20 protein-coding genes are annotated in these 20,365 nt (G+C 55.0%); 13 read left to right on the top strand and 7 right to left on the bottom strand.

The window, feature by feature from the left end:
- Positions 1-170 precede the first annotated feature (170 nt).
- Positions 171-911 carry a 3-deoxy-manno-octulosonate cytidylyltransferase gene (locus tag HCZ99_RS02635; RefSeq protein ID WP_167445299.1) on the top strand — a complete coding sequence of 247 codons (741 nt, stop codon included), beginning with the start codon at positions 171-173 and terminating at the stop codon, positions 909-911.
- A 110-nt stretch (positions 912-1,021) separates the two neighbouring features.
- On the top strand, positions 1,022-1,882 hold the full coding sequence (locus HCZ99_RS02630; RefSeq protein ID WP_167445298.1) for a prephenate dehydratase: 861 nt from the start codon (positions 1,022-1,024) through the stop codon (positions 1,880-1,882).
- A gap of 108 nt (positions 1,883-1,990) precedes the next feature.
- Here the strand turns inward: HCZ99_RS02630 and HCZ99_RS02625 are convergent, their stop codons facing one another.
- Positions 1,991-3,661, bottom strand: a complete 1,671-nt coding sequence (locus tag HCZ99_RS02625; protein WP_167445297.1) for a methyl-accepting chemotaxis protein — start codon at positions 3,659-3,661, stop codon at positions 1,991-1,993.
- 385 nt (positions 3,662-4,046) lie between these two features.
- Between HCZ99_RS02625 and HCZ99_RS02620 the strand changes: the two genes are divergently transcribed.
- From HCZ99_RS02620 to HCZ99_RS02600, 5 genes are all read left to right on the top strand, one after another.
- A complete protein-coding gene (locus HCZ99_RS02620; RefSeq protein WP_167445296.1) occupies positions 4,047-5,864 on the top strand; it encodes a DEAD/DEAH box helicase in 1,818 nt (605 codons plus the stop codon).
- 246 nt (positions 5,865-6,110) lie between these two features.
- Positions 6,111-7,049 carry a substrate-binding periplasmic protein gene (locus HCZ99_RS02615; RefSeq protein WP_254869399.1) on the top strand — a complete coding sequence of 313 codons (939 nt, stop codon included), beginning with the start codon at positions 6,111-6,113 and terminating at the stop codon, positions 7,047-7,049.
- 224 nt (positions 7,050-7,273) lie between these two features.
- Entirely contained in the window at positions 7,274-8,302 is a 1,029-nt protein-coding gene (locus HCZ99_RS02610) for a DctP family TRAP transporter solute-binding subunit (RefSeq protein WP_167445295.1), read from the top strand.
- 142 nt (positions 8,303-8,444) lie between these two features.
- Entirely contained in the window at positions 8,445-9,059 is a 615-nt protein-coding gene (locus tag HCZ99_RS02605; RefSeq protein WP_368484215.1) for a TRAP transporter small permease, read from the top strand.
- A complete protein-coding gene (locus HCZ99_RS02600; RefSeq protein ID WP_217701450.1) occupies positions 9,056-10,354 on the top strand; it encodes a TRAP transporter large permease in 1,299 nt (432 codons plus the stop codon). The genes HCZ99_RS02605 and HCZ99_RS02600 overlap by 4 nt, the downstream gene beginning before the upstream one ends.
- A gap of 102 nt (positions 10,355-10,456) precedes the next feature.
- On the opposite strand, the gene HCZ99_RS02595 is transcribed toward HCZ99_RS02600, so the two are convergent.
- Entirely contained in the window at positions 10,457-10,663 is a 207-nt protein-coding gene (locus tag HCZ99_RS02595) for a hypothetical protein (RefSeq protein ID WP_167445294.1), read from the bottom strand.
- Between the two features lie 367 nt (positions 10,664-11,030).
- Between HCZ99_RS02595 and HCZ99_RS02590 the strand changes: the two genes are divergently transcribed.
- The 6 genes from HCZ99_RS02590 to HCZ99_RS02565 all read left to right on the top strand — a co-directional run bounded on the left by HCZ99_RS02590 (position 11,031) and on the right by HCZ99_RS02565 (position 16,644).
- The gene (locus HCZ99_RS02590; RefSeq protein WP_254869398.1) at positions 11,031-11,504 is read left to right on the top strand and encodes a PaaI family thioesterase; all 474 of its coding nucleotides are present in this window, start codon (positions 11,031-11,033) and stop codon (positions 11,502-11,504) included.
- Positions 11,505-11,563: 59 nt separating this feature from the next.
- The gene (locus HCZ99_RS02585) at positions 11,564-12,736 is read left to right on the top strand and encodes an isovaleryl-CoA dehydrogenase (protein WP_167445293.1); all 1,173 of its coding nucleotides are present in this window, start codon (positions 11,564-11,566) and stop codon (positions 12,734-12,736) included.
- 66 nt (positions 12,737-12,802) lie between these two features.
- A complete protein-coding gene (locus HCZ99_RS02580; RefSeq protein WP_167445292.1) occupies positions 12,803-13,990 on the top strand; it encodes an acetyl-CoA C-acyltransferase in 1,188 nt (395 codons plus the stop codon).
- A gap of 123 nt (positions 13,991-14,113) precedes the next feature.
- A complete protein-coding gene (locus tag HCZ99_RS02575; RefSeq protein ID WP_167445291.1) occupies positions 14,114-14,731 on the top strand; it encodes a carbonic anhydrase in 618 nt (205 codons plus the stop codon).
- 75 nt (positions 14,732-14,806) lie between these two features.
- On the top strand, positions 14,807-15,940 hold the full coding sequence (locus tag HCZ99_RS02570; protein WP_167445290.1) for an acyl-CoA dehydrogenase: 1,134 nt from the start codon (positions 14,807-14,809) through the stop codon (positions 15,938-15,940).
- Positions 15,941-16,008: 68 nt separating this feature from the next.
- A complete protein-coding gene (locus HCZ99_RS02565; RefSeq protein WP_167445289.1) occupies positions 16,009-16,644 on the top strand; it encodes a LysE family transporter in 636 nt (211 codons plus the stop codon).
- On the opposite strand, the gene HCZ99_RS02560 is transcribed toward HCZ99_RS02565, so the two are convergent.
- From HCZ99_RS02560 to pspF, 5 genes are all read right to left on the bottom strand, one after another.
- Entirely contained in the window at positions 16,641-17,111 is a 471-nt protein-coding gene (locus HCZ99_RS02560; protein ID WP_167445288.1) for a hypothetical protein, read from the bottom strand. The genes HCZ99_RS02565 and HCZ99_RS02560 overlap by 4 nt on opposite strands.
- Before the next feature lie 126 nt (positions 17,112-17,237).
- Positions 17,238-17,990 carry an outer membrane protein gene (locus HCZ99_RS02555; protein WP_167445287.1) on the bottom strand — a complete coding sequence of 251 codons (753 nt, stop codon included), beginning with the start codon at positions 17,988-17,990 and terminating at the stop codon, positions 17,238-17,240.
- A 100-nt stretch (positions 17,991-18,090) separates the two neighbouring features.
- The gene (locus HCZ99_RS02550) at positions 18,091-18,345 is read right to left on the bottom strand and encodes a hypothetical protein (RefSeq protein WP_167445286.1); all 255 of its coding nucleotides are present in this window, start codon (positions 18,343-18,345) and stop codon (positions 18,091-18,093) included.
- 86 nt (positions 18,346-18,431) lie between these two features.
- A complete protein-coding gene (locus tag HCZ99_RS02545; RefSeq protein WP_167445285.1) occupies positions 18,432-19,208 on the bottom strand; it encodes an outer membrane protein in 777 nt (258 codons plus the stop codon).
- 107 nt (positions 19,209-19,315) lie between these two features.
- Entirely contained in the window at positions 19,316-20,323 is a 1,008-nt protein-coding gene (gene pspF, locus HCZ99_RS02540; RefSeq protein WP_167445284.1) for a phage shock protein operon transcriptional activator, read from the bottom strand.
- Between the last annotated feature and the right edge of the window lie 42 nt (positions 20,324-20,365).

The following is a 20,365-nucleotide window of genomic DNA, read 5'->3' as shown; positions in this document are numbered from 1 at the left end:
TAAAAAAGCAATTGCGTCTTTCACCAAATCCCTAAAACGGGCTATTGTCCCGCCGATTCACAGCCATGTTTTTGGCATCTCGTGTATTCGCAATGCTTTGCGCGAGATCAAATCGAGCTAATTATTGGGACATATGATGCATGGCCCTGATGCCTGACCGGAGTTCTAACATGTCGACGCCGCGCAATCCTGTTGTTGTTATCCCCGCCCGCATGGCGTCCATGCGCCTGCCCAATAAACCGTTGGCCGACATCTGTGGCGAGCCAATGATTGTTCAGGTCTGGCGCCGCGCGATGGAGGCCGAAATTGGCCCCGTTCTGGTCGCCTGTGCCGAACAGGAAATCGTCGATGCGGTCGAGGCCGCTGGCGGCATGGCCGTTCTGACCGATCCCGATTTGCCAAGCGGCTCGGACCGGGTGCATCAGGCCCTGCAAACCTTTGATCCCGAGGGCAAATACGATGCCGTGGTCAATGTGCAGGGCGATCTGCCCACCATTTCACCTGATGATATCCGCGCGGTGTTTGATCCGCTCGAAGATCCGAATGTCGATATCGCGACCTTGGCGGCTGAGATTAAGCGCGAAGAAGAACGCCACAATCCCAATGTGGTGAAGGCGGTTGTCGCCTTTAACGGTCAACGTGTGGCGCGCGCGCTGTATTTCACCCGTGCGACCGCGCCGTTTGGCGATGGCCCGCTTTATCATCACATCGGCCTTTATACCTATCGCCGTGCGGCCCTTGACCGGTTTGTTTCCCTGCCGCCTGCGGAATTGGAAAAACGCGAACGGCTTGAACAGTTGCGCGCGCTTGAAAACGGCATGGTGATTGCGGTCGCCTTGGTCGATGGGGTGCCCTTGGGTGTTGATACCCCCGAAGACCTCGAACGGGCCCGCCTTGTGCTCGGCGCGTAATTGGGGTTCTCTATCCAACGGATCCGTGATCAGTGATCAATGACCAATGATTACCGATCACCGACCGCTCATTCGTGACCAAACATTTTGACCAACCAGGAAACAGCCAGATGACTGCGCAACAAAGGATCGCTTTTCAAGGAATGCACGGGGCTTACTCCGATCAGGCCGCCCGCCGTGCTTTTCCGGGTGCAACCACCGTACCCTGCAGGACCTTTGAAGGCGCATTTGGCGCGTTAAAAGACGGCGATGTCGATCTGGCGGTGATCCCGATCGACAATACCTTGGCCGGGCGCGTTGCCGATGTGCATCACATCCTGCCCGAATCGGGTGTGCATATCATCGGTGAAACCTTCCTGCGCATTAACCACGCGCTGGTCGCTTTGCCCGGCACGCAGATTTCCGACATCAAAGAAATCCGAAGCCACGTGCACGCCCTTGGTCAATGCCGCAAATTGCGCAAGGAACTTGGCGTGAACACGGTTGTCGGGTCTGATACCGCCGGCTGCGCCAAGGAAGTTGCTGATATGGGCGATAAATCGATTGCTGCCATCGCCCCGGTTCTGGCGGCCGAGATTTATGGTCTTGATATCCTGCGGACCGAGGTCGAAGACGCCGCGCACAACACCACCCGCTTTATCATCTTGGCCCGTGAACCGCTGAACATTGCCAATGATGATACCCCGGTGGTGACAAGCTTTGTCTTTCGCGTGCGCAACGTTGCCGCCGCCCTTTATAAGGCGCTTGGCGGTTTTGCCACCAACGGCATTAACATGACCAAGCTTGAAAGCTACATGGTCGAGGGCCACTTCACCGCCACCCAATTCTTTGCCGAGGTCGAAGCCCACCCCGAACAGCTTGGCCTGCGCCATGCGCTGGAAGAATTGCAATTCTATTCCCACGAAGTCCGCATTCTGGGCGTTTATCCTGCCCATCCGTTCCGTCAGGAAAACAACCTTCCGGCGGAATAAAACCCGCGGCATCAAAGACATCAAACCAGACACAAAAAGGGCCGGTCTTTGCGATAAAGACCGGCCCTTTTATTCTACGCAGTATAAACCGTTGCGGGTTTGCGCGGCTTAGCTTTCCGACTGTTTGATCAAATCGCTTGAGAAACGATGAATGATCTGGGTCAGCTCGGCCGAACGGCTTGAAAGTTCCTCGGATGCGGATTTCAGTTCTTCGGCATCGCGGGTCGTTCCCTGCGCATTGGTCATGGTTTCATCGACACTTTGCGAAATCTGTTTCACGCCATCCGCACTGCGGTTGGCATTGCCCGAAATTTCCTGGGTGGCGGCACCTTGTTCTTCGATGGCCGCGGCAATCGCGGTGGATGCCCCGCGCACCTGTTCGATGGTTTCGGTAACCCGCGAAATGCCGGTCACGGCGCGTTCGGTACCTTCAACAATGCCGTTAATCTGGGCGGCAATGTCATCGGTCGCACGGGCGGTTTGCGTCGCAAGGTTCTTAACCTCGCTGGCAACCACGGCAAAGCCTTTACCAGCTTCACCCGCACGGGCGGCCTCAATCGTCGCGTTCAGGGCCAGCAGGTTGGTCTGACCGGCAATGTCGTTAATCAGGCTGATGATTTCTTTAATCTTATCAACCGCATCCGAAAGCCCGGCCACGTCGTTTGACGCACTCTGGCTTTCGTTCGTGGCGCGTTCAACCGTGTTGGACATCTGGGAAATCTGAACATTGATTTCCGTGATCGACGATGAAAGTTCCTCGGTCGCGGCGGCAACCGCATCGACATTTTGCGAAACTTCACCGGCCGAAGACGCCACTTGCTGGCTTTGGCCCAAAATGCCATCGGCACTGTGCGCCATGCTGATCGCAAGGTCGTTACTGCGCGCAACGGATGTGTTCACCGCCCCTGCAATACCGCCAACCTCGGTTTCAAGTTTCTGGGCGATGGACCGGATATTGGAACGACGTTCCTGCTCGGATTTTTGTTTCTGAATGGCGGCATCGGCTTCAAGCTGCTGGGCTTGGGCTGACTTATCGCGCAGGGCCTGAATGCCCTCGGCCATATTGCCAATCTCGGTAAAGTGGGAATCACTGTCGACATCGGCGGTATAATCGCCGTCCGCAATCGTGCGGATCGATGTGTTCAGTCCCTTGATGCTCGATGCGATGCGTGACCCAACAAACCATGAAACAAAACCGGCAATCACGATGGCAATCGCGGCAATAATGGCGATGCGCTGCATGACACCCAGGAACTCTGCCTGAACATCATCAAGATAAACACCCGCACCAATCGCCCAGTTCCATTCCGGGATCGGGCGGACATAGGCCGCTTTTTCGATCCGTCTGTCACCTTCGCCAGGCTTTTGGGTCTCATAGGTAATCACACCGCCACCGGCCTGTGCCGTGGTGACGATCATGTTACGCGTCTTGCTGTCGGGGTTACATTTGCCAACATCTTCGGGGCTCAGTGGATCAAGCACCATGCATTTGTCGTAATCGGTGGCAAAGATATAGTTCGCACCGTCAAATCGATAGGCGTTCAAAACGCCAAGTGCGGCTGCCTTGGCTTCCGCTTCGGTCATTTCCCCCGATTGCGCCTTGGCAATATAGGAGTCAACGATCGTGACCGCCCCTTCGGTCAGATGTGAGATTTGCTCAAACTTACCATTCCGAAGACTGGTTTGATAATTAAGCGCCACCGTCAAAATAATGATCAGCAATGTCAGCAAACAAACTGCCGGAATTGCAAAGATCCCCGTCACTACGCGAAACCGCATGGTTTTCCCCTTAAGAATAGGCCAGAGTAGAGTATGGTCTACTGATCCTTAACTATATGGTTAAAACTGGAAAAGATATGCGGTCCAGATGCGTTTTTGCATAGCTGCCCGGCGTGGCAGGGTGCGGTCAACGATTGACATCACCGCACATGACCTGTATCACCCGGCTCATTCCTTCGCTTGCAAAGACAGAATCAGCTGTCAGGAACTGTAAGAAAAAGGCGAGGGCGGCTACAACGTGATGACGTTGTGGCCTCACATCATTTGCCTCTCTTGCAGGGTCCGACGCAGTGGCTTCTTTGCCGCGTTACCGGTCTTGACTGCGTTTGAGCAGGCATCATTGGCGTTAACATGTCGCCACCGGTAAAGTTAGGATATTCCTTTTATGACCAATTTTGAAGGGCTCAAGCTTATCGAGCCCCTGCTGCGCAATGTTGAAGCAACTGGTTTCACCGCGCCGACCGAAATTCAGGCCGCGACGATTCCCGCACTTCTCGAAGGGCACGACCTTATGGGTATTTCCCATACGGGTGGCGGTAAAACCGCTGCATTCTGCCTGCCATTGCTGCAGCGTCTTGCTGAAAATCCGCAGCGCCCGAAACCGGGCCAGCCGCGCGCCGTCATTCTGGCGCCGACTCGTGAACTGGCGACCCAGATCGGCCAGTGCCTGCGCGATTTCAAAAAAGGCATCCGCCTTTTCTCATCTGTTGTTTTCGGTGGTTCCCCGATGGGCCCGCAGATTCAAGAACTGCGCCGCGGCGTTGATATCTTGGTTGCGACCCCGGGTCGTCTGCTCGATCACATGTCGCGTAACACGGTTCGTTTCGACGATGTCGAAGTCTTCATTCTTGATGAAGCCGACCGTATGCTCGACATGGGCTTCTCCGAAGACGTTCTGACCGTTGCAGAATTGCTGCCGCACAAACATCAGACCGTGATGTTCTCGGCAACCATGCCTGCAGAAGTCAAACATCTGACCGATCGCCTTCTGCGCGATCCGGTAAAGGTTGAAACCGCGCCGCAGGCCAGTGTCACCGAACGTGTGACCCAGGTTGGTATGTTCGTGAAACGTCACGACAAAACCAAACTGCTTGTTCAGATTCTGAACCGCGATGATACCGACCGTGTTCTGGTCTTCACCAAAACCAAAGCAGACGCTGACGAACTGTCGTTCCAGCTGCGCGATGAAGGCATTGATAGCGATGCCATCCATGGCGACAAACAGCAGCGCATCCGTCAGAAAATCCTGCGCAATTTCCGTAATGGCCAGTTCCCGGTTCTGATCGCAACCGATGTTGCAGCCCGTGGTATTGACGTTCCGGGCATCACCCACGTTGTGAACTACGATCTGCCGCAAGATGCAGATAGCTACGTTCACCGTATCGGTCGTACCGGTCGTGGTTCTGCCGAAGGCATTGCAATTGCATTCTGTGAGCCGCGTGACATTCGCTTGCTGCGCAACATCGAACGCCTGATCAAACAGCAAATTGACATCGACGAAAATCACGAATTCCATTCGGCTCCCCCGGCACGTGCTGCTGGTGGCGGCGGCCGTGATGGTGGCCGTGGTCGTGGTGGCTTCGGCGGCGGTCGTGGCCGTGGCGGTTTCGCTGGTGGTCGTGATGGCGGTCGCGGTGGACGCGGCGGTTTCGGCGGTGGTCGTGATGGCGCTGCCCGTGATGGTGGTCGCGATGGCGGTCGTGATGGTGGCCGTGGTCGCAGCTTCGGCGGCGGTCGTGACGGTGGCCGTGATGGTGTTCAAGGCGAACGCGCCGCACGCAGCTTTGGCGGTCGTGACGGTGGTCGCGATGGCGGCCGTGATGGCGCCCGCGATGGTGCCCGTCGTGATTTCGGTGATCGTCCGCGTCGTGATGGCGGTGAATTCCGCGCTGATCGCAAACCACGTTTTGATAACGATGATCGTGCCCCGCGCGGTGATCGCGAAGAACGCAGTGGTGGTCGCGGTGGTAACTTCCGTCCGCGAGGCGAAGGTGCTCCGCGCGATGGTGGCGAACGCCGTACCGCAGAAAAGCCGCGCGGTGATCGTGCTGCCAACTTCCGCAATCGCGATGGTGCTGGCCGTGATGGCGCCCGTGGTGATGGCGGCGCACGCCGTGACTTCAACGATCGTCCGCGTCGCGCCGAAGGCGGCCGCAGCGAAGGTCGTGGTGGCAACCAAGGCATGAAGCGTCGCTCAGCTTAATCTGACAAACGATATGTAAGGTCCGTAAGGTCCCTTACGTATCTAAGACGCGAAAAATGACAAAAGAACCGGCTGGCAACAGTCGGTTCTTTTTTTTGTTTGGTGATTTTTTATACCATTCACACCATTAGGTTGTATAATCACCACCGATGATTGCTATACTTAAGTGGTATTTTCCCGTAATCATTACCTCGTAAGGATAAGTATCCTGCTGTGCGTGATAGGGGACGAGGGAGCGTGAAACACATGAAGTGGCCCACCGTGGTTCTAACGGCAGGACTGACCGCTGTTCTTGCTTTTGGAACGCCGAACGCTTTACGCGCGCAGCAAACATCCCAATCAGAAACCCCGTCTCAATCTAAATCTCAATCCCAATCGCAGTCTAACTTTAACTCTAACTCTAACTCTCCGTCCGACCACCTGCACCCCGGCTTGGGCGCGTTCGTGATGAATGCCAATGGCACGCGCGATTGCACCCATCTGGTTGCCTCGGGCAATCCCGATTATCCGCCCTATCTTTGGCGATCTGACGACGGAACGCATTTGATCGGTGCGGCGGCGGATATGGTCAAGCGTGTTGGCGAACTGGCCGGGGTTCAGATTGATATTGTCGATGCGGGCAGTTGGGGGCGTGTCCAACAAGACATGCGCGATGGCACCATTGATCTGATTGCCGGCGCGTTTCTGACTGTGCCGCGCATGGGATATATGGATTATTTCTATCCCGCCTTTCAGCGCACCCGAACGGTTATCTGGACCCAAAACACAATTGATCTGCACTATCATGAATGGTCCGATTTAATCGGACTCGAAGGTTTGACCGTGATTGATAACAGTTTTGGTCAGCAGTTTGATACCTATGCCGCCGAAAACCTGAAAATCCGCGAAGTCCCCAGTCTGGAACAAGGTTTTCAGATGCTCGCGCGTAATCGCGGCGATTACCTGATCTACGAAGAATTCCCCGGCAAGGCGGTTGCCGCACGCGATAACCTGACAAACCTGCGCAGCTATTCCGTGCCGGTCAGTACGGAAAACCTCTATCTGACCATGTCCCATAAATCGGCGTGTAATACCGGAAAGCTGCGCGGACGATTTGCCCAGGCCCTGTTCAAGCTCGTCTCTGAAAACACCATGGACGACTTGATTGACGCCAATATGCGCCGCTGGGCGGATGCCATCAACTAACGGCATCATGCGCGCCCGCAAACCCACGCCCATCGCGCAGCAAACCAAAACAACCCCCGAACGATAAATGGTCCATCATAAGTGACCATGGGGTTTTTATTTGCCTAATGCCGCAATATTCGGGTCATTTTGTATTGTTATCGCGACATAACTCATACTAAGTTCGGCTCCCAAGGAAACTTAATTTCATAAAACAAACAAGATGTCTCGGGAGGACGCCTTTCATGAAATTCACAAAACTCGTCGCAGCCCTTAGTTTCGGCGCCGCGTTGTCGCTTTCGATGACCGCCTATGCCAGCGATTACAAATCCGAATACAAAGTTTCGACCGTTTTGGGTCAGCCGTTCCCATGGGGCGAAGCTGCTGTAAAATGGGCCGAACTCGTTGCCGAACGCACCGATGGCCGCATCAATCTGAAAGTCTATCCGAACGCACAGCTGGTATCTGGTGACCAGACCAAGGAATTCACCGCCATGCGTCAGGGCATCATTGATATGGCGGTTGGCTCGACCATCAACTGGTCGCCGCAGGTCAAAGAACTGAACCTGTTTTCCCTACCGTTCCTGATGCCAGATTACGCCGCCATGGATGCCCTGACCCAAGGGCCGGTTGGCGAAAAGATTTTCGAGGCCATCGAAGACAAAGGCATTCATCCGATTGCATGGTCTGAAAATGGCTTCCGCGAGGTTTCCAACTCCAAACACCCGATCACCGAACCGGCCGATCTGGATGGTTTGAAAATGCGTGTTGTTGGCTCCCCGCTTTATAACGACACCTTCACCGCCCTTGGTGCCAACCCAACCCAAATGAGCTGGGCCGACGCAAAACCGGCCCTGACCACCGGTGCGGTTGACGGTCAGGAAAACCCGCTGACGGTGTATGACGTCGCGAAAATCGAAACCGTCGGTCAGACCTATGTCACCCAGTGGCATTATGTTGCCGATCCGCTGATCTTTGCCTCGAACGAACGGGTTTGGGAAAACTTCACCCCCGAAGATCAGGAAATCCTCAAACAGGCGGCGGTTGATGCCGGTGCCTATGGCATCGAGCTGGCCCGCAAAGGCACCACTGCCGATGATCAATCCTTGATCAAGGCGCTCGAAGCCCGCGGTGCCGAGTTCACCGAACTGACCGACGAACAGCGTCAGAAATTTGTCGATGCGACCCGTGATGTCTACGCCAAATGGAAAGACCGCATTGGTGCTGATCTGGTCGATATGGCCGAAAAATCGATTGCTGATCGTCCGCAATAATCTGTTGGCATAAAAATCAGGCGCCATGCATCGCCCCGGTTCGGGGTTTGGTATGGCGCCTTTTTTTGCTTTTGCCGCGATCTGCGCGGTCTCCTCTTTTGTTTCTCTGATGACGATTTGATTTGTGTGAAAGGTCCCGACCGTGGCGGATCAAGACGGAATTCCGATTGATTTCTCGGCTGCCCCCTCTTCCAAAGATGGGCAGGGGAATGGCTCTGACGCTGGCAATGTCCATGGTTCTTCTGATCCGGGGGCACCGGGCAAAACGATCAAGATCGAAGAAGCCCTTGCCGCATTGGCAATGGCCTTAATCTGTCTGATCAGTCTGGCCAATGTGTTGGTCCGTTATATGACCGACGCGTCTTTCGCTTTTACCGAAGAATTCTCGATCTTCCTGTTGGTCGCCATGACCTTGCTGGGCGCGTCCATTGCCTTTGCCCGCAACGAACATATTCGCATTACCTTCTTCCTTGAACGCTTCCCCAAACCGGTTCGGATCGTGGCCGAATTGGTGACATTGGTCGTCACCACATTGCTGTTTTCCATGATCGTTTATTACGGCGCCTTGTTCGCCTTTGACGAATATCAGTATGACGAAGTCTCCGCCGGGCTTGGTTATCCAAGCTGGATCTATTCGATCTGGTTGCCGCTGATTTCCGCGATCATTCTGGTCCGCGTCATCGGCCGGGCGTGGCGTTTGGTGCGGGCACAAAAATCATCAACAGATCCCTCCGCCGATAAAGGGGATCTGTCATGATGACCGCCAGTTTCGCCTTGCTTGCTGTTTTTCTGGTTCTGTTGATCATCGGCACCCCGATTGCGGTGGCGCTGGGCTTTGCCGGGGTCGTCGGGATTTACTTTGGTCTTGATGTCTATGCCTTGGCCACCGTCGGCACCAATACCTATAACGGCATTGCCAAATATCCCCTGATTGCGATCCCGCTCTTTATCCTGACCGGCATGATCTTTGAACGGTCTGGTGTCGCCAAAAGTCTGGTGGATTTCGCCAGTGCGATTGTTGGCCCGCGCCGGGGCGGCTTGGCCGTGGTGGCGGTTTTGGTCTGCATGATGATGGGCGGCATGTCGGGTTCTGGTCCGGCGGATGCCGCCGCCGTTGCCATGGTGATGATCCCGTCGATGATGCGTTCTGGCTATCCGCGCGAATTTTCCGCCAGTGTGATTGCGGCTGGGGCATCCACCGCGATTTTGATCCCGCCGTCGGTGGCCTTGATTGTTTATTCGCTGATCGTGCCGGGCACGGATTTGCGCGCGCTGTTTGCGGGCGGCATGATCCCCGGTTTGATTGCCGGTGTTGCGATCATTATTCCGGCATTGTTGCTGTCGCGCCGTCATAATTTCGGCGGGGCCGAAGTCGCCGAACGTTTGCCGCTGGGCCGTACCTTTGTGCGCGCCATCCCGGCTTTGTTTGCGCCGGTGATTGTGTTGGGCGGCTTGCGCACCGGCCTGTTTACCCCGACCGAGGCGGCGGTGGTCACCGTGACCTATGGTCTGTTGATCGGGCTTTTTGTCTATCGCAGCATGCGGGTGCGCGATCTGTATCAGTTGTTTGTCGATTCCGCTGTGACGTCGGGTGTGATCATGTTGATCATGACCCTTGCGGGCATTTTTGCCTGGGCCGGGGCAACACTTGGCACGTTTGATATGGCTGCACAGGCCTTGCTGGGTCTGTCGGACAATGAATATGTCGTCCTCACCCTGATCATGATCTTCCTGCTGCTGGCGGGCATGGTGCTCGATGGGATTTCGATCTATCTGATCACCTTGCCGCTCTTGATGCCGATCATGACTGCCTTTGATTGGAGCCCGGTCTGGTTTGGTGTGGTCATGGCCATGAACATCGCCATTGGCCAATTCACCCCGCCGGTTGCGGTCAACCTGATGGTGACCTCACGCATTGCCGGCATCCCGCTTGAACGCACCATTCCGTGGACGCTGTATCTGGTCTTCTCCATGGCGCTTGCGATGACACTGGTCATTGTCTTCCCGCAATTGGTGACGTGGCTGCCGCAAATGCTCGGTTACAACGTCTGATCCAGCGTCTGATCCAAACTCACGCGATAAAATTTATCACCAATGGCGCGTCTTTCGGGGCGCGCCATTGGTGTTTGTGCCAACGGGCATAACGATCCCGGGTTATTCCGTCCGATAGCGCGCGATTTTTGAATTGCGGAACGAACTGGCCCATATTTCATCACCGACCTCCAGCCCCGTCGTTGCCCCGGCAAATGTTTTCATTGCTTCGCCATCAACGACGACCCGAAGGATTTTCATGCTTTTGGGGGCGACCTCGATGATCTTGAACGGAACGGGGCAGACTTCGGCATCAGCGCCACGGATCATCTGGATCGGTGGGCAGGCATGTGGGCGGTCGATACTCAGCAGTTCTGCGTCGCAGTACCAAGCGGGCCTGATTGCCCAGCACGCCTTTCCCAGCGCGCCTTTCCCAACGCGCCTTTCCAAGCGCGTCTTGCAAGGCACGCGCACGATCTGCTGCCGATACCGCATCTGCTGCCTATGTCACGCGGTTTGCGCGGTTGATGGCATCTGCAAACGACGGGGTCGGTAGACGGGGGTCGGCACTTGCATCCTTAAATCGGCATCGCTATGCGGATTTAATTTGACGTTAACGTAAACGTTAACTACAAAAGAAGTGCGTCATATCCCGGTGCGGCCAAAGGCCGTGCCGTTTCAGCATCAGGATCGCGACATGAGCGACATGACTTCGTTTGAACCCGAAAACCCCAACTACGATGCCGAAGTCCGCTATCGCTTCGCGCAGCAGCCCTACAATCTGTCGATTGGGGCGCGCGTCACCGATGTAAAGCCGGGTCGGGTTGAGGTGGTCGTGCCAAGCCGCGATGATCTTGTGCAGCATAACGGCTTTTTCCATGGCGGGCTGATTGCCGGTCTGGCCGACATTGCCGGTGGGTTCGCGGGATGGAGCCTCATTGCCGCCGATCGGGGGATGCTGACAATTGAATATAAGCTCAACATCGTCGCACCCGGTTTGGGGCCAAAATTGCGTGCTGTGGGCGAGGTTGTTTCACGTGGTCGGTCGATCATTGTCACCCGTATCGATGTCTTTGGTATGAGGAATGAAAAACCGGTGTTGTGCACGACCGCGCTTCAAACGCTCAAGGTGATGAAGCTGCCGGCGGAATTGGTTCATGAAAATGACTAATATCGCGCATTCTTCATTTTAAACGAATAATCAAACGTAGTCAGGGCAGGATAGATATCATGGCATTTTTCGAATTTCCCGGATTGAAATTTGATCTTGGCGAGACCGCAAATGCGATCCGCGAAACCGTTTCCGCCTTTGCCGAGGCCGAAATCGCACCGCGTGCCGCCGAAATCGATGAAAAGAACCAGTTTCCCAACGATCTATGGAAGAAATTCGGCGATCTTGGCCTGCTGGGCATGACCGTCCCCGAAGAAGACGGTGGAACCGGCCTTGGCTATCTGGAACATGTCATCGCCATGGAAGAAATCAGCCGCGCCTCAGCATCGGTTGCGCTGTCATATGGGGCGCATTCGAACCTGTGTGTCAATCAGCTCAAACGCAACGCCACCGCCGATCAGAAGGCAAAATACCTGCCCAAACTGATCAGCGGCGACCATATCGGCGCGCTGGCTATGAGCGAGCCGGGGGCCGGGTCCGACGTGGTTTCGATGAAGCTGCGCGCAGAGAAAAAGGGCGATCGCTATATCCTCAATGGCAACAAAATGTGGATCACCAACGGCCCGGATGCGGACACGCTGGTGGTCTATGCCAAAACCGATCTGGATGCCGGGCCCAAGGGCATTACCGCCTTTATCATTGAAAAGGGCTTCAAGGGCTTCTCAACCGCACAAAAGCTCGACAAATTGGGCATGCGCGGCTCGAACACCTGCGAGCTGGTGTTTGAAGATTGCGAAGTGCCCGAAGAAAACATCCTCGGTCAGCTTCATGGCGGCGTGCGTGTTCTCATGAGTGGCCTTGATTACGAGCGCGCGGTTCTGGCCGCTGGCCCCACCGGCATCATGCGGGCCTGCATGGATGTGGTGGTGCCCTATATCCATGAACGCAAACAGTTTGGTCAGGCCATTGGCGAGTTTCAGCTGATGCAGGGCAAAATGGCCGATATGTACACCACGATGAATGCCTGCCGGGCGTATGTCTATGAAGTCGCCAAGGCCTGTGATCGCGGCGAAACATCGCGCAAAGATGCCGCCGGTGTCATCCTGTATGCGGCGGAAAAGGCCACATGGATGGCGCTTGAGGCGATCCAGACACTGGGCGGGAATGGCTATATCAATGAATACCCGACCGGTCGTTTGCTGCGCGATGCCAAGCTTTATGAAATCGGGGCGGGGACCAGTGAAATCCGCCGCATGCTGATTGGCCGCGAGCTGTTTAACGAAACCGACTAAGTCGCATAAATCCGCCGTTTTCGGTGCAATGCCGACCAACTGACAGACAGATACAGGGTAAATGTTATGACCGCTTCTGATCCGATTGTTATCGTTTCTAGTGCCCGCACCCCGATGGGCGGGCTGCAGGGGGATTTTGCCAGCGTCACCGCGGCCGAATTGGGCGGTGTTGCGATCAAGGCAGCGCTTGAGCGCGGCGGGATTGCCGCCGATGACATTGACGAAGTCATCATGGGCAATGTCCTTCCCGCCGGCCAAGGACAGGCTCCCGCCCGTCAGGCCGCTTGGCATGCCGGGATCCCGCGTGCCGCCGGGGCGACCACGATCAATAAAATGTGCGGCTCGGGCATGAAGGCGGTGATGTTTGCCCATGATATCCTGACCGCGGGCAATGCCGACGTCATGGTGGTGGGCGGCATGGAAAGCATGACAAATGCCCCGTTTTTGCTGCCCAAAATGCGCAGCGGCCATAAATACGGACATGACATGGTTTATGACCATATGGCGCTTGATGGCTTGGAAGATGCCTATGAAAAGGGCCGGTCAATGGGCACCTTTGCCGAGGCAACAGCCGAAAAATACGGCTTCACCCGCAAGGAGCAGGATGATTACGCCATCACCTCGCTCACCCGCGCGCAAGAGGCGTCAACAGCAGGCCATTTTGCCGATGAAATTACCCCGGTGACGTTTGAAACCCGCAAGGGCGATGTCACCATTGATGCCGACGAGCAACCACCAAAAGCCAAACCGGAAAAAATCCCCACCCTGCGCCCGGCCTTTGCCAAGGATGGCACGGTCACGGCGGCCCATTCCGCATCGATTTCCGATGGTGCCGCGGCCCTTGTCATGATGCGCGCGTCCGAGGCCAAAAAGCGCGGACTTACGCCACTTGCGCAAATCACCGGACAGGCCACCCACGCACAGGAACCGTGCTGGTTCACCACTGCCCCGATTGATGCGATCAAAAAGGTGCTGGGTAAAACCGGCTGGTCGGTGAGCGATGTGGATCTTTGGGAAATTAACGAGGCCTTTGCGGTGGTGGCGATGGCCGCGATGCGCGATCTGGAACTTGATCACGCAAAGGTCAATGTGCATGGCGGGGCCTGTGCACTCGGCCATCCGATTGGCGCGACCGGTGCACGGTTGCTGGTGACCTTGATCCATGCGCTTAAAACCCACGGCGGGACCAAGGGCATTGCATCGCTGTGTATTGGCGGGGGCGAGGCAACCGCCGTTGCGATTGAGCTTCTGTAATTGCCAAAGGGCGTTAACCGGGAAAGGGTGATTTCGGCGGTTGTGTGATTGAGGGGTACCAAGTTTGGTCAATTGGCCTTATTTTGGCGTCAGAGTGCGTGATCACATAAGGGAATGGACTGGATGTCAAAACCGACCGTCGACCGGATGCTGGCTGGGTTTAGAAGCTTTAAGGCGATGTATTATGAACAACGCCCTGAACGCGTCGAAGACCTGGTTAATAGCGGGCAAAAGCCAGAAGTGCTTTTGATTGCCTGTTCCGATTCACGGGTTGATCCGGCGATCCTGACCAATGCCGAACCGGGCGAGATGTTTGTCATCCGCAACGTTGCCAATCTTGTCCCGCCCTATGAGCCAGATGAAAACTATCACGGCACGTCGGCTGCGATTGAGTTCGCGGTACGTGATTTAAAGGTCAAGGATATCGTTATTCTCGGCCATTCCGGATGCGGCGGCATCGAAGCATTGGTCGAACATGGCGAAGCCGGCAAGGTACCAGAGCGTGATTTTATCGGCGCTTGGGTTAGCATGGCGAAATGTTGTTTGCATCACGGCCCGGACGTTGACGAGGTTTCGCGCCAGTCAGTCGCCAAGTCCTTGTTAAACTTGACGACGTTTCCGTTCATTCAGGAACGGATTGATGCCGGTGACCTCAGCCTGCATGGTTGGTGGTACGGCATGAAAGAAGGCATTCTTTGGCAGTATGACAGTGCCAAAGACGAATTTGTTCAGGGCGCATAAGCCGGGCTTTGACGTTCTTTAAAGATCGCAGCCGGTGCATCGCCCATCGGGAAAGAGGGAAGGGTATTTACGGCCATGCGGTTGGAAGAACATCAGATCATGGTGCGCGATACCGCGCGCGAGTTTGCTGAAAACGAACTCAAACCCAACGCTGCCAAATGGGATACCCATCATACCTTCCCGGCCGAAGCCATTGCGGGCCTGGGCGAACTTGGCTTTTTAGGCATGCTTGTGCCTGATGATTATGGCGGGGCGGGCATGGATCATGTCGCCTATGCCTTGGCGTTAGAAGAAATTGCGGCTGGCGACGGCGCAACATCCACCATCATGTCGGTGCATAATTCCGTTGGCTGCATGCCGATTTTGAACTTTGGCACCGAAACCCAAAAGCAAAAATTCCTGATCCCCATGGCGCAGGGCGAAAAAATCGGTGCTTTTTGCCTGACCGAACCGCAGGCCGGATCGGATGCCAGTGCCCTTAAAACCCGAGCGGTACTTGATGGTGATCATTGGGTTTTAAACGGGTCCAAGCAATTCATCACATCGGGCAGCGAAGGCGACATTGCCATTGTCTTTGCCGTCACCGACCCGGATGCCGGAAAGCGCGGTATTTCGGCCTTTATCGTGCCGACCGACACGCCGGGTTATGTTGTGTCACGGGTCGAGGAAAAGCTGGGGCAGAATGCCTCGGACACCTGTCAGATCACCTTTGTTGAATGCCGGGTTCCGGCGGAAAATATGCTGGGTGAGGAAGGGCAGGGTTACAAGATAGCGCTTTCGAACCTTGAAGGCGGGCGCATCGGCATCGCGGCCCAATCGGTTGGCATGGCCCGTGCGGCGTTTGAGGCCGCCAAGGACTATGCCAATGAACGCGAAACCTTTGGCAAAAAGATCATTGATCATCAGGCGGTGGCGTTTCGCTTGGCCGATATGGCCACCAAAATCGACGCCGCCCGGCTTTTGGTCCATCGCGCTGCAGAACTGCGTGACGATCGCAAGCCGTGTCTGACCGAGGCCTGCATGGCGAAAATGTTTGCGTCAGAAATTGCCGAAGAAGTCTGCTCCGCCGCCATTCAAATCCATGGCGGGTACGGATACCTCAAGGATTTCCCGGTTGAGCGGATCTATCGCGATGTACGGGTGTGCCAGATTTACGAAGGCACATCTGATATCCAGCGCATGGTGATTGCCCGCGCGTTGACCGATTAACAGCAAGATCATCCAAGCCAGTCACAGCGCGCAATGACTAAGGTGGCATCCGATTTGAAAGGGTGCCAATGATCGAATTGTTTGTATCGGCCTTTGGGCTGGGTTTTTTGTTCAATGCTGCACCGGGGGCCATTTTTGTTGAAAGTTTACGGCGTGGCATGGTCGGGGGATTTTCTCAGGCCTTTGCCGTCCAAATCGGGTCGCTGATTGGTGATTTGATCTGGGCGGCGCTTGGGCTTTTGGGCGTCGCAGCGATATTCACATTGGCCGTTGTTAAGCTGCCCATGGCGATCTTGGGGACTGTGCTGCTTGGCTGGATGGCGTTGCAAAGTTTCCGCGACGCGATGGGGGATGTGCCTGTGCTTTCGAGCGGGCGTTCGACGGGCCATCAGCCGGGGCGACAATCGGCATTTGTTGCTGGTGCCGGGCTTTCCTTATCCAATCCGCTGAATATTACCTATTGGACTGCGCTTGGTGGGACGATTTCTGCCCTTGGTGTGTCTGATCCGGGTGGTGCTGCGTTCTTTGTTTTTCTGGCCGGTTTTATGCTGTCGTCGGTTTTATGGTGCTTTATGTGTGCAGCGGGCATTGGCTGGACGCGACGATATGCATCGCCTTTTATCTGGCGTTTTTTGAATCTGACATGCGCCATTGGTTTGTTGTTTTTTGCCGGTTTGATCCTCTATCGCGTCGTGGCCGTTTAAGGTTTGTCTCGGGGTGAGGGAGGGGGCGGTGAAAACCGGTCCAGATAGCGTTCTGCGCGGGGCAAGGCATTGTGCAAAAAATGCGTGGGTTCGCGGAGCCAAAGGCCAGCAATTTCGCGGGATTTGGGTTCGGAAATTAACACGTCGCGGGGCAGCTCCGTGATGTCAGCATTCCAACCGGACCAACGTTGCCGGGCTCTTTGAAAGCAGTGCGTGATGAATTTTTGCCTGTTGCTGTAACCGTGATAGTCAAAAATCCAGTCATCCCAGGCAATAACGATATGATTGCCCGTAAAACCCGCATGCGGGCGAAACCATAGAGGTTTCATGTCATCGCGGCCATATAGCATAAGAAACGCATGCGCAAGGATGTGGCACGCGCCGCAGGCAAAGAAGACACGATCCGGCAAATTCCAGCGCATCACGGGATCATTCTTGCGGTAGTTCGGTGTTCTTGGCTGGTACATCACGCTTCCTGAAGGAGGTGGGGGCCTGCGGAAATGCCAACGCAAAACACCCCGAACCGCAAGAATATCGAGGTCCGGGGTGTCTGCATAGATCAGGTGATGTCAGAGTGTTGCCGAATGGCGGGCTCAGAATTGATATTGCAGTCCGAGCAGGACTTCATGTGCTTTTAGGTCAAATTGAGCTTCTTCGACGAGGATGTCCGGCACGCCAGCGTCTGTGTAAAGCCTGCTCGTACGTGCCTTGCCCATATCGATATAGCGATAGGAAAGATCGACTTTCCAGCTGTCGGTCAGGGCATAGTTCAAGCCAGCCCCGACTTGCCACGCGAGTTCGTCGCTTGTTTTTCCGTCAAGTACGGAGCTCGTTATCCGGCTTGACTTTGTTGTGTTTCGTGCCCAGCCCACACCAGCCTGAAGGTAAGGGGAAAAGTTACCTGTATCAATTTTCAAAACGGCGAACGGATCAATATACCCCGCCAGCATTGTGGTAATGTTTGATGTGTTGTGACGCCCGTCAGTGACATTAAACCTGAAGCCTCCCAAGTTATCAAAGGTATCGAGGTCTGCCATGTTATCGCGGTACGATATCGTGACGTCAGTGCGAAAATATCGGGTTAACTCTAGTCCTGCGCCAACTTGGAATCTGGCACCTGTATGGGGGTCCGTTTCAAACTTTCGGGGAGCGTCGTCGAAAACAGTTGCGTCGTTAGCATCTGTGCTTGAATAACCAATATCAGCCCGCAAATATGGCGCAAGCAGCCATTCTTCGGCGGACGCTGTGGAATGCAACCAAGCAAGTCCAAGTGCCGCGAACATGGCAACGTGAACTGACTTACGAACAAGTTTGCGTGGTTTAGAGGCGGAAGAATCCGATGACATTGACGTGCAACCTACAGAAAATGTTTAATTTTACGGCTCGATTAAACCTAAGATTGTATTTGCGTGCAATTAAAAATAAACACGTGCCAGATTTTTGCATCTAAAGGTGCGCCGAAAGCCCGTGTTTCTCAAGCAAGAGGCGAAACGGGTGGTCGTTCAGGTCAAGCGCCTTGGCGGCCTTGTCATGTTTGTCGGCGTTAGCGCACAGCGCCTGTTCCAGCAGTTCGATCTCGAAATCCGCGACCTGTGATGTGAAGTCGATCGGGGGTATCTCCGGATCATTCTTGGGGCTGCTTGGTGTTTTTGGCTGGTACAGTATGCTTTTTTCTTGCCGGGAAGCCTTTGGCTTTGCCAAAACAAAACACCCCGAACCGCGAGAATGTCGAGGTCCGGGGTGTCTGCATAGATTAGAGGGTATTTCGGGTTCGCCGAATGGCTGGCTCAGAACTGATATTGCAGGCCGACCATGAACTCATGTGCCCGTAGGTCAAACCGGGCAGGCTCCACACCAAACTCCGTCCCCGCCGAAGTAGTAAATTTGTCACCACCGCGAGCTTCGCCCATGTCAAGGAAGCGATAGGACATGTCGAGCGTCCAATGGTCGGAAATCGCGTAGCCGACACCCGCGCCAATCTGCCAGGCCAAATCGTTATGCGTGTCGCCGGAAGTGTAACTACTATTGTCGTTTACAAAGATCATTCTTTCCGTCTTGTTCCGCGCCCAGCCAACGCCGCCTTGCACGTAGGTTGAAAAGGCACCGAGATCGACGCCAGCGAAGCTAAGTGGATCGACGTAAACATTCATCATCGTCGTCCAGTTGCTTGACTCAAGCGCGCCACTGTTGAGTTTATTGCCTGGTTTGTTCGCGATGCCATCCGCGTCACGATAGTCATCTGCTGTGGTTAGTCGGCTACCATAAGATACCGTAATGTCGGTTCGCAGATAGTCGGTGAGCGCGAGCCCCGCGCCGATCTGATATCGCACACCTTTATGGTCTGAAATTTCGACTGAATCGGTTTGAACCGGGTCCAAAAATTCAGCTTTATCGTCAAGCGCATGGGAATAGCCCAGATCGGCCCGCAGGTAAGGGGCAAGCAGCCATTCTTCGGCGCTTGCCGTTGTCTGCATTCCAGTAAGGAAAAGTGCCATAACCATGGAAATCTGTGCAGACTTGCGCACGCGTTGGCGTGTCTGAGAAATACGGAACAATTTGGGCATTGCAACTTAACTCACTGAATTGAAATATCATATTCAAGTGAATAAACCTGCGATTGGGACATATTGCAATCAAAAAATCAAAGGTGGTAGATTCTTGAAATGAGGCCCTATCGCCCCGGTAGCAGATTGTGCTTTTCCAAAAGGCGGCGAAACTGGTGGTAGTTCAGGTCAAGCGTCTTGGCGGCTTCGGTCTGGTTGTTGGCGTTGGCGCGCAGCGCCTGTTTGAGCAGTTTGATTTCGAAATCCGCGACCTGCGATTTGAAGTCGATGCCAAGGTCAGGTTCCGGTTCCGGCATTTCAATGGGGGCTGCTTGTGCGGGCGTGTCCGGATCGGTTTCCGACCAGATGCCTTTGAACGGATCAAGCACGATATGGTCGAGCGGTGCTTCGTCGTCGTCGGACAGGTACAAGCTGCGTTCCACAGCATTGCGTAATTCGCGCACATTGCCGGGCCAAGAGTAGCCGCGCAATTGTTGGGCTGCATTTGGTGTGAAGCCAGAAAAAACCGAGCGTCCCAGGCGTTTGGTCATTGCCAGCGCGAATTGTTCGGCAAGTAAAAGGATGTCATCGGGTCTTTTGCGAAGTGGCGGGACGGCCAAGACATCAAAAGCCAAACGGTCAAGAAGATCGGCGCGAAACTTGCCCAGTGCGGCAAGCTGTTTGAGGTTTTCATTGGTTACGCCAATGACCCTTACATCAACTTCGATCACCTCGGACCCGCCGACGCGTTCGATTTCACCGTATTCAACCACACGCAGAAGTTTTTCCTGTACGACCGGGCTGGCGGTGGCGATTTCATCGAGAATAATCGTCCCGCCGTGCGCACGTTCAAACCGGCCAACATGGCGGCGCGCTGCACCAGTAAAGGCGCCCGCTTCGTGGCCAAACAATTCGGTATCAAGCAAAGTTTCCGACAGGGCCGCGCAATTGACCTTAACCAATGGTCCGCCCCAGCGGCGCGACAGATAGTGCAGGCGTGCGGCGATCAGTTCCTTGCCCGATCCGCGTTCACCAATCACCAGACATGGCCGTTCAATCGGTGCCAGTCGGGACACATGTTCAAGGGCGGCGAGAAAAACCGGATCTTCGCCCAATATGGGTTGCAGACTATCCATTTCGCGAAAAACGATAACGAAAAATGAAATTAAAGTCGCGGT

The organism is Thalassospira lucentensis, from assembly GCF_011806425.1.
Classification (GTDB): domain Bacteria; phylum Pseudomonadota; class Alphaproteobacteria; order Rhodospirillales; family Thalassospiraceae; genus Thalassospira; species Thalassospira lucentensis_B.
Note: the sequence above shows the minus strand (reverse complement) of the source record. Positions and strands in the feature narration are given on the sequence as shown.

Bases quoted from the DNA above. Each gene is read 5' to 3' on its own strand.
- HCZ99_RS02635 (WP_167445299.1), top strand. From the start codon at position 171: ATGTCGACGCCGCGCAATCCTGTTGTTGTTATCCCCGCCCGCATGGCG.
- HCZ99_RS02630 (WP_167445298.1), top strand. From the start codon at position 1,022: ATGACTGCGCAACAAAGGATCGCTTTTCAAGGAATGCACGGGGCTTAC.
- HCZ99_RS02625 (WP_167445297.1), bottom strand. From the start codon at position 3,661: ATGCGGTTTCGCGTAGTGACGGGGATCTTTGCAATTCCGGCAGTTTGT.
- HCZ99_RS02620 (WP_167445296.1), top strand. From the start codon at position 4,047: ATGACCAATTTTGAAGGGCTCAAGCTTATCGAGCCCCTGCTGCGCAAT.
- HCZ99_RS02615 (WP_254869399.1), top strand. From the start codon at position 6,111: ATGAAGTGGCCCACCGTGGTTCTAACGGCAGGACTGACCGCTGTTCTT.
- HCZ99_RS02610 (WP_167445295.1), top strand. From the start codon at position 7,274: ATGAAATTCACAAAACTCGTCGCAGCCCTTAGTTTCGGCGCCGCGTTG.
- HCZ99_RS02600 (WP_217701450.1), top strand. From the start codon at position 9,056: ATGATGACCGCCAGTTTCGCCTTGCTTGCTGTTTTTCTGGTTCTGTTG.
- HCZ99_RS02595 (WP_167445294.1), bottom strand. From the start codon at position 10,663: ATGATCCGTGGCGCTGATGCCGAAGTCTGCCCCGTTCCGTTCAAGATC.
- HCZ99_RS02590 (WP_254869398.1), top strand. From the start codon at position 11,031: ATGAGCGACATGACTTCGTTTGAACCCGAAAACCCCAACTACGATGCC.
- HCZ99_RS02585 (WP_167445293.1), top strand. From the start codon at position 11,564: ATGGCATTTTTCGAATTTCCCGGATTGAAATTTGATCTTGGCGAGACC.
- HCZ99_RS02580 (WP_167445292.1), top strand. From the start codon at position 12,803: ATGACCGCTTCTGATCCGATTGTTATCGTTTCTAGTGCCCGCACCCCG.
- HCZ99_RS02575 (WP_167445291.1), top strand. From the start codon at position 14,114: ATGTCAAAACCGACCGTCGACCGGATGCTGGCTGGGTTTAGAAGCTTT.
- HCZ99_RS02570 (WP_167445290.1), top strand. From the start codon at position 14,807: ATGCGGTTGGAAGAACATCAGATCATGGTGCGCGATACCGCGCGCGAG.
- HCZ99_RS02565 (WP_167445289.1), top strand. From the start codon at position 16,009: ATGATCGAATTGTTTGTATCGGCCTTTGGGCTGGGTTTTTTGTTCAAT.
- HCZ99_RS02560 (WP_167445288.1), bottom strand. From the start codon at position 17,111: ATGTACCAGCCAAGAACACCGAACTACCGCAAGAATGATCCCGTGATG.
- HCZ99_RS02555 (WP_167445287.1), bottom strand. From the start codon at position 17,990: ATGTCATCGGATTCTTCCGCCTCTAAACCACGCAAACTTGTTCGTAAG.
- HCZ99_RS02545 (WP_167445285.1), bottom strand. From the start codon at position 19,208: ATGCCCAAATTGTTCCGTATTTCTCAGACACGCCAACGCGTGCGCAAG.
- pspF (WP_167445284.1), bottom strand. From the start codon at position 20,323: ATGGATAGTCTGCAACCCATATTGGGCGAAGATCCGGTTTTTCTCGCC.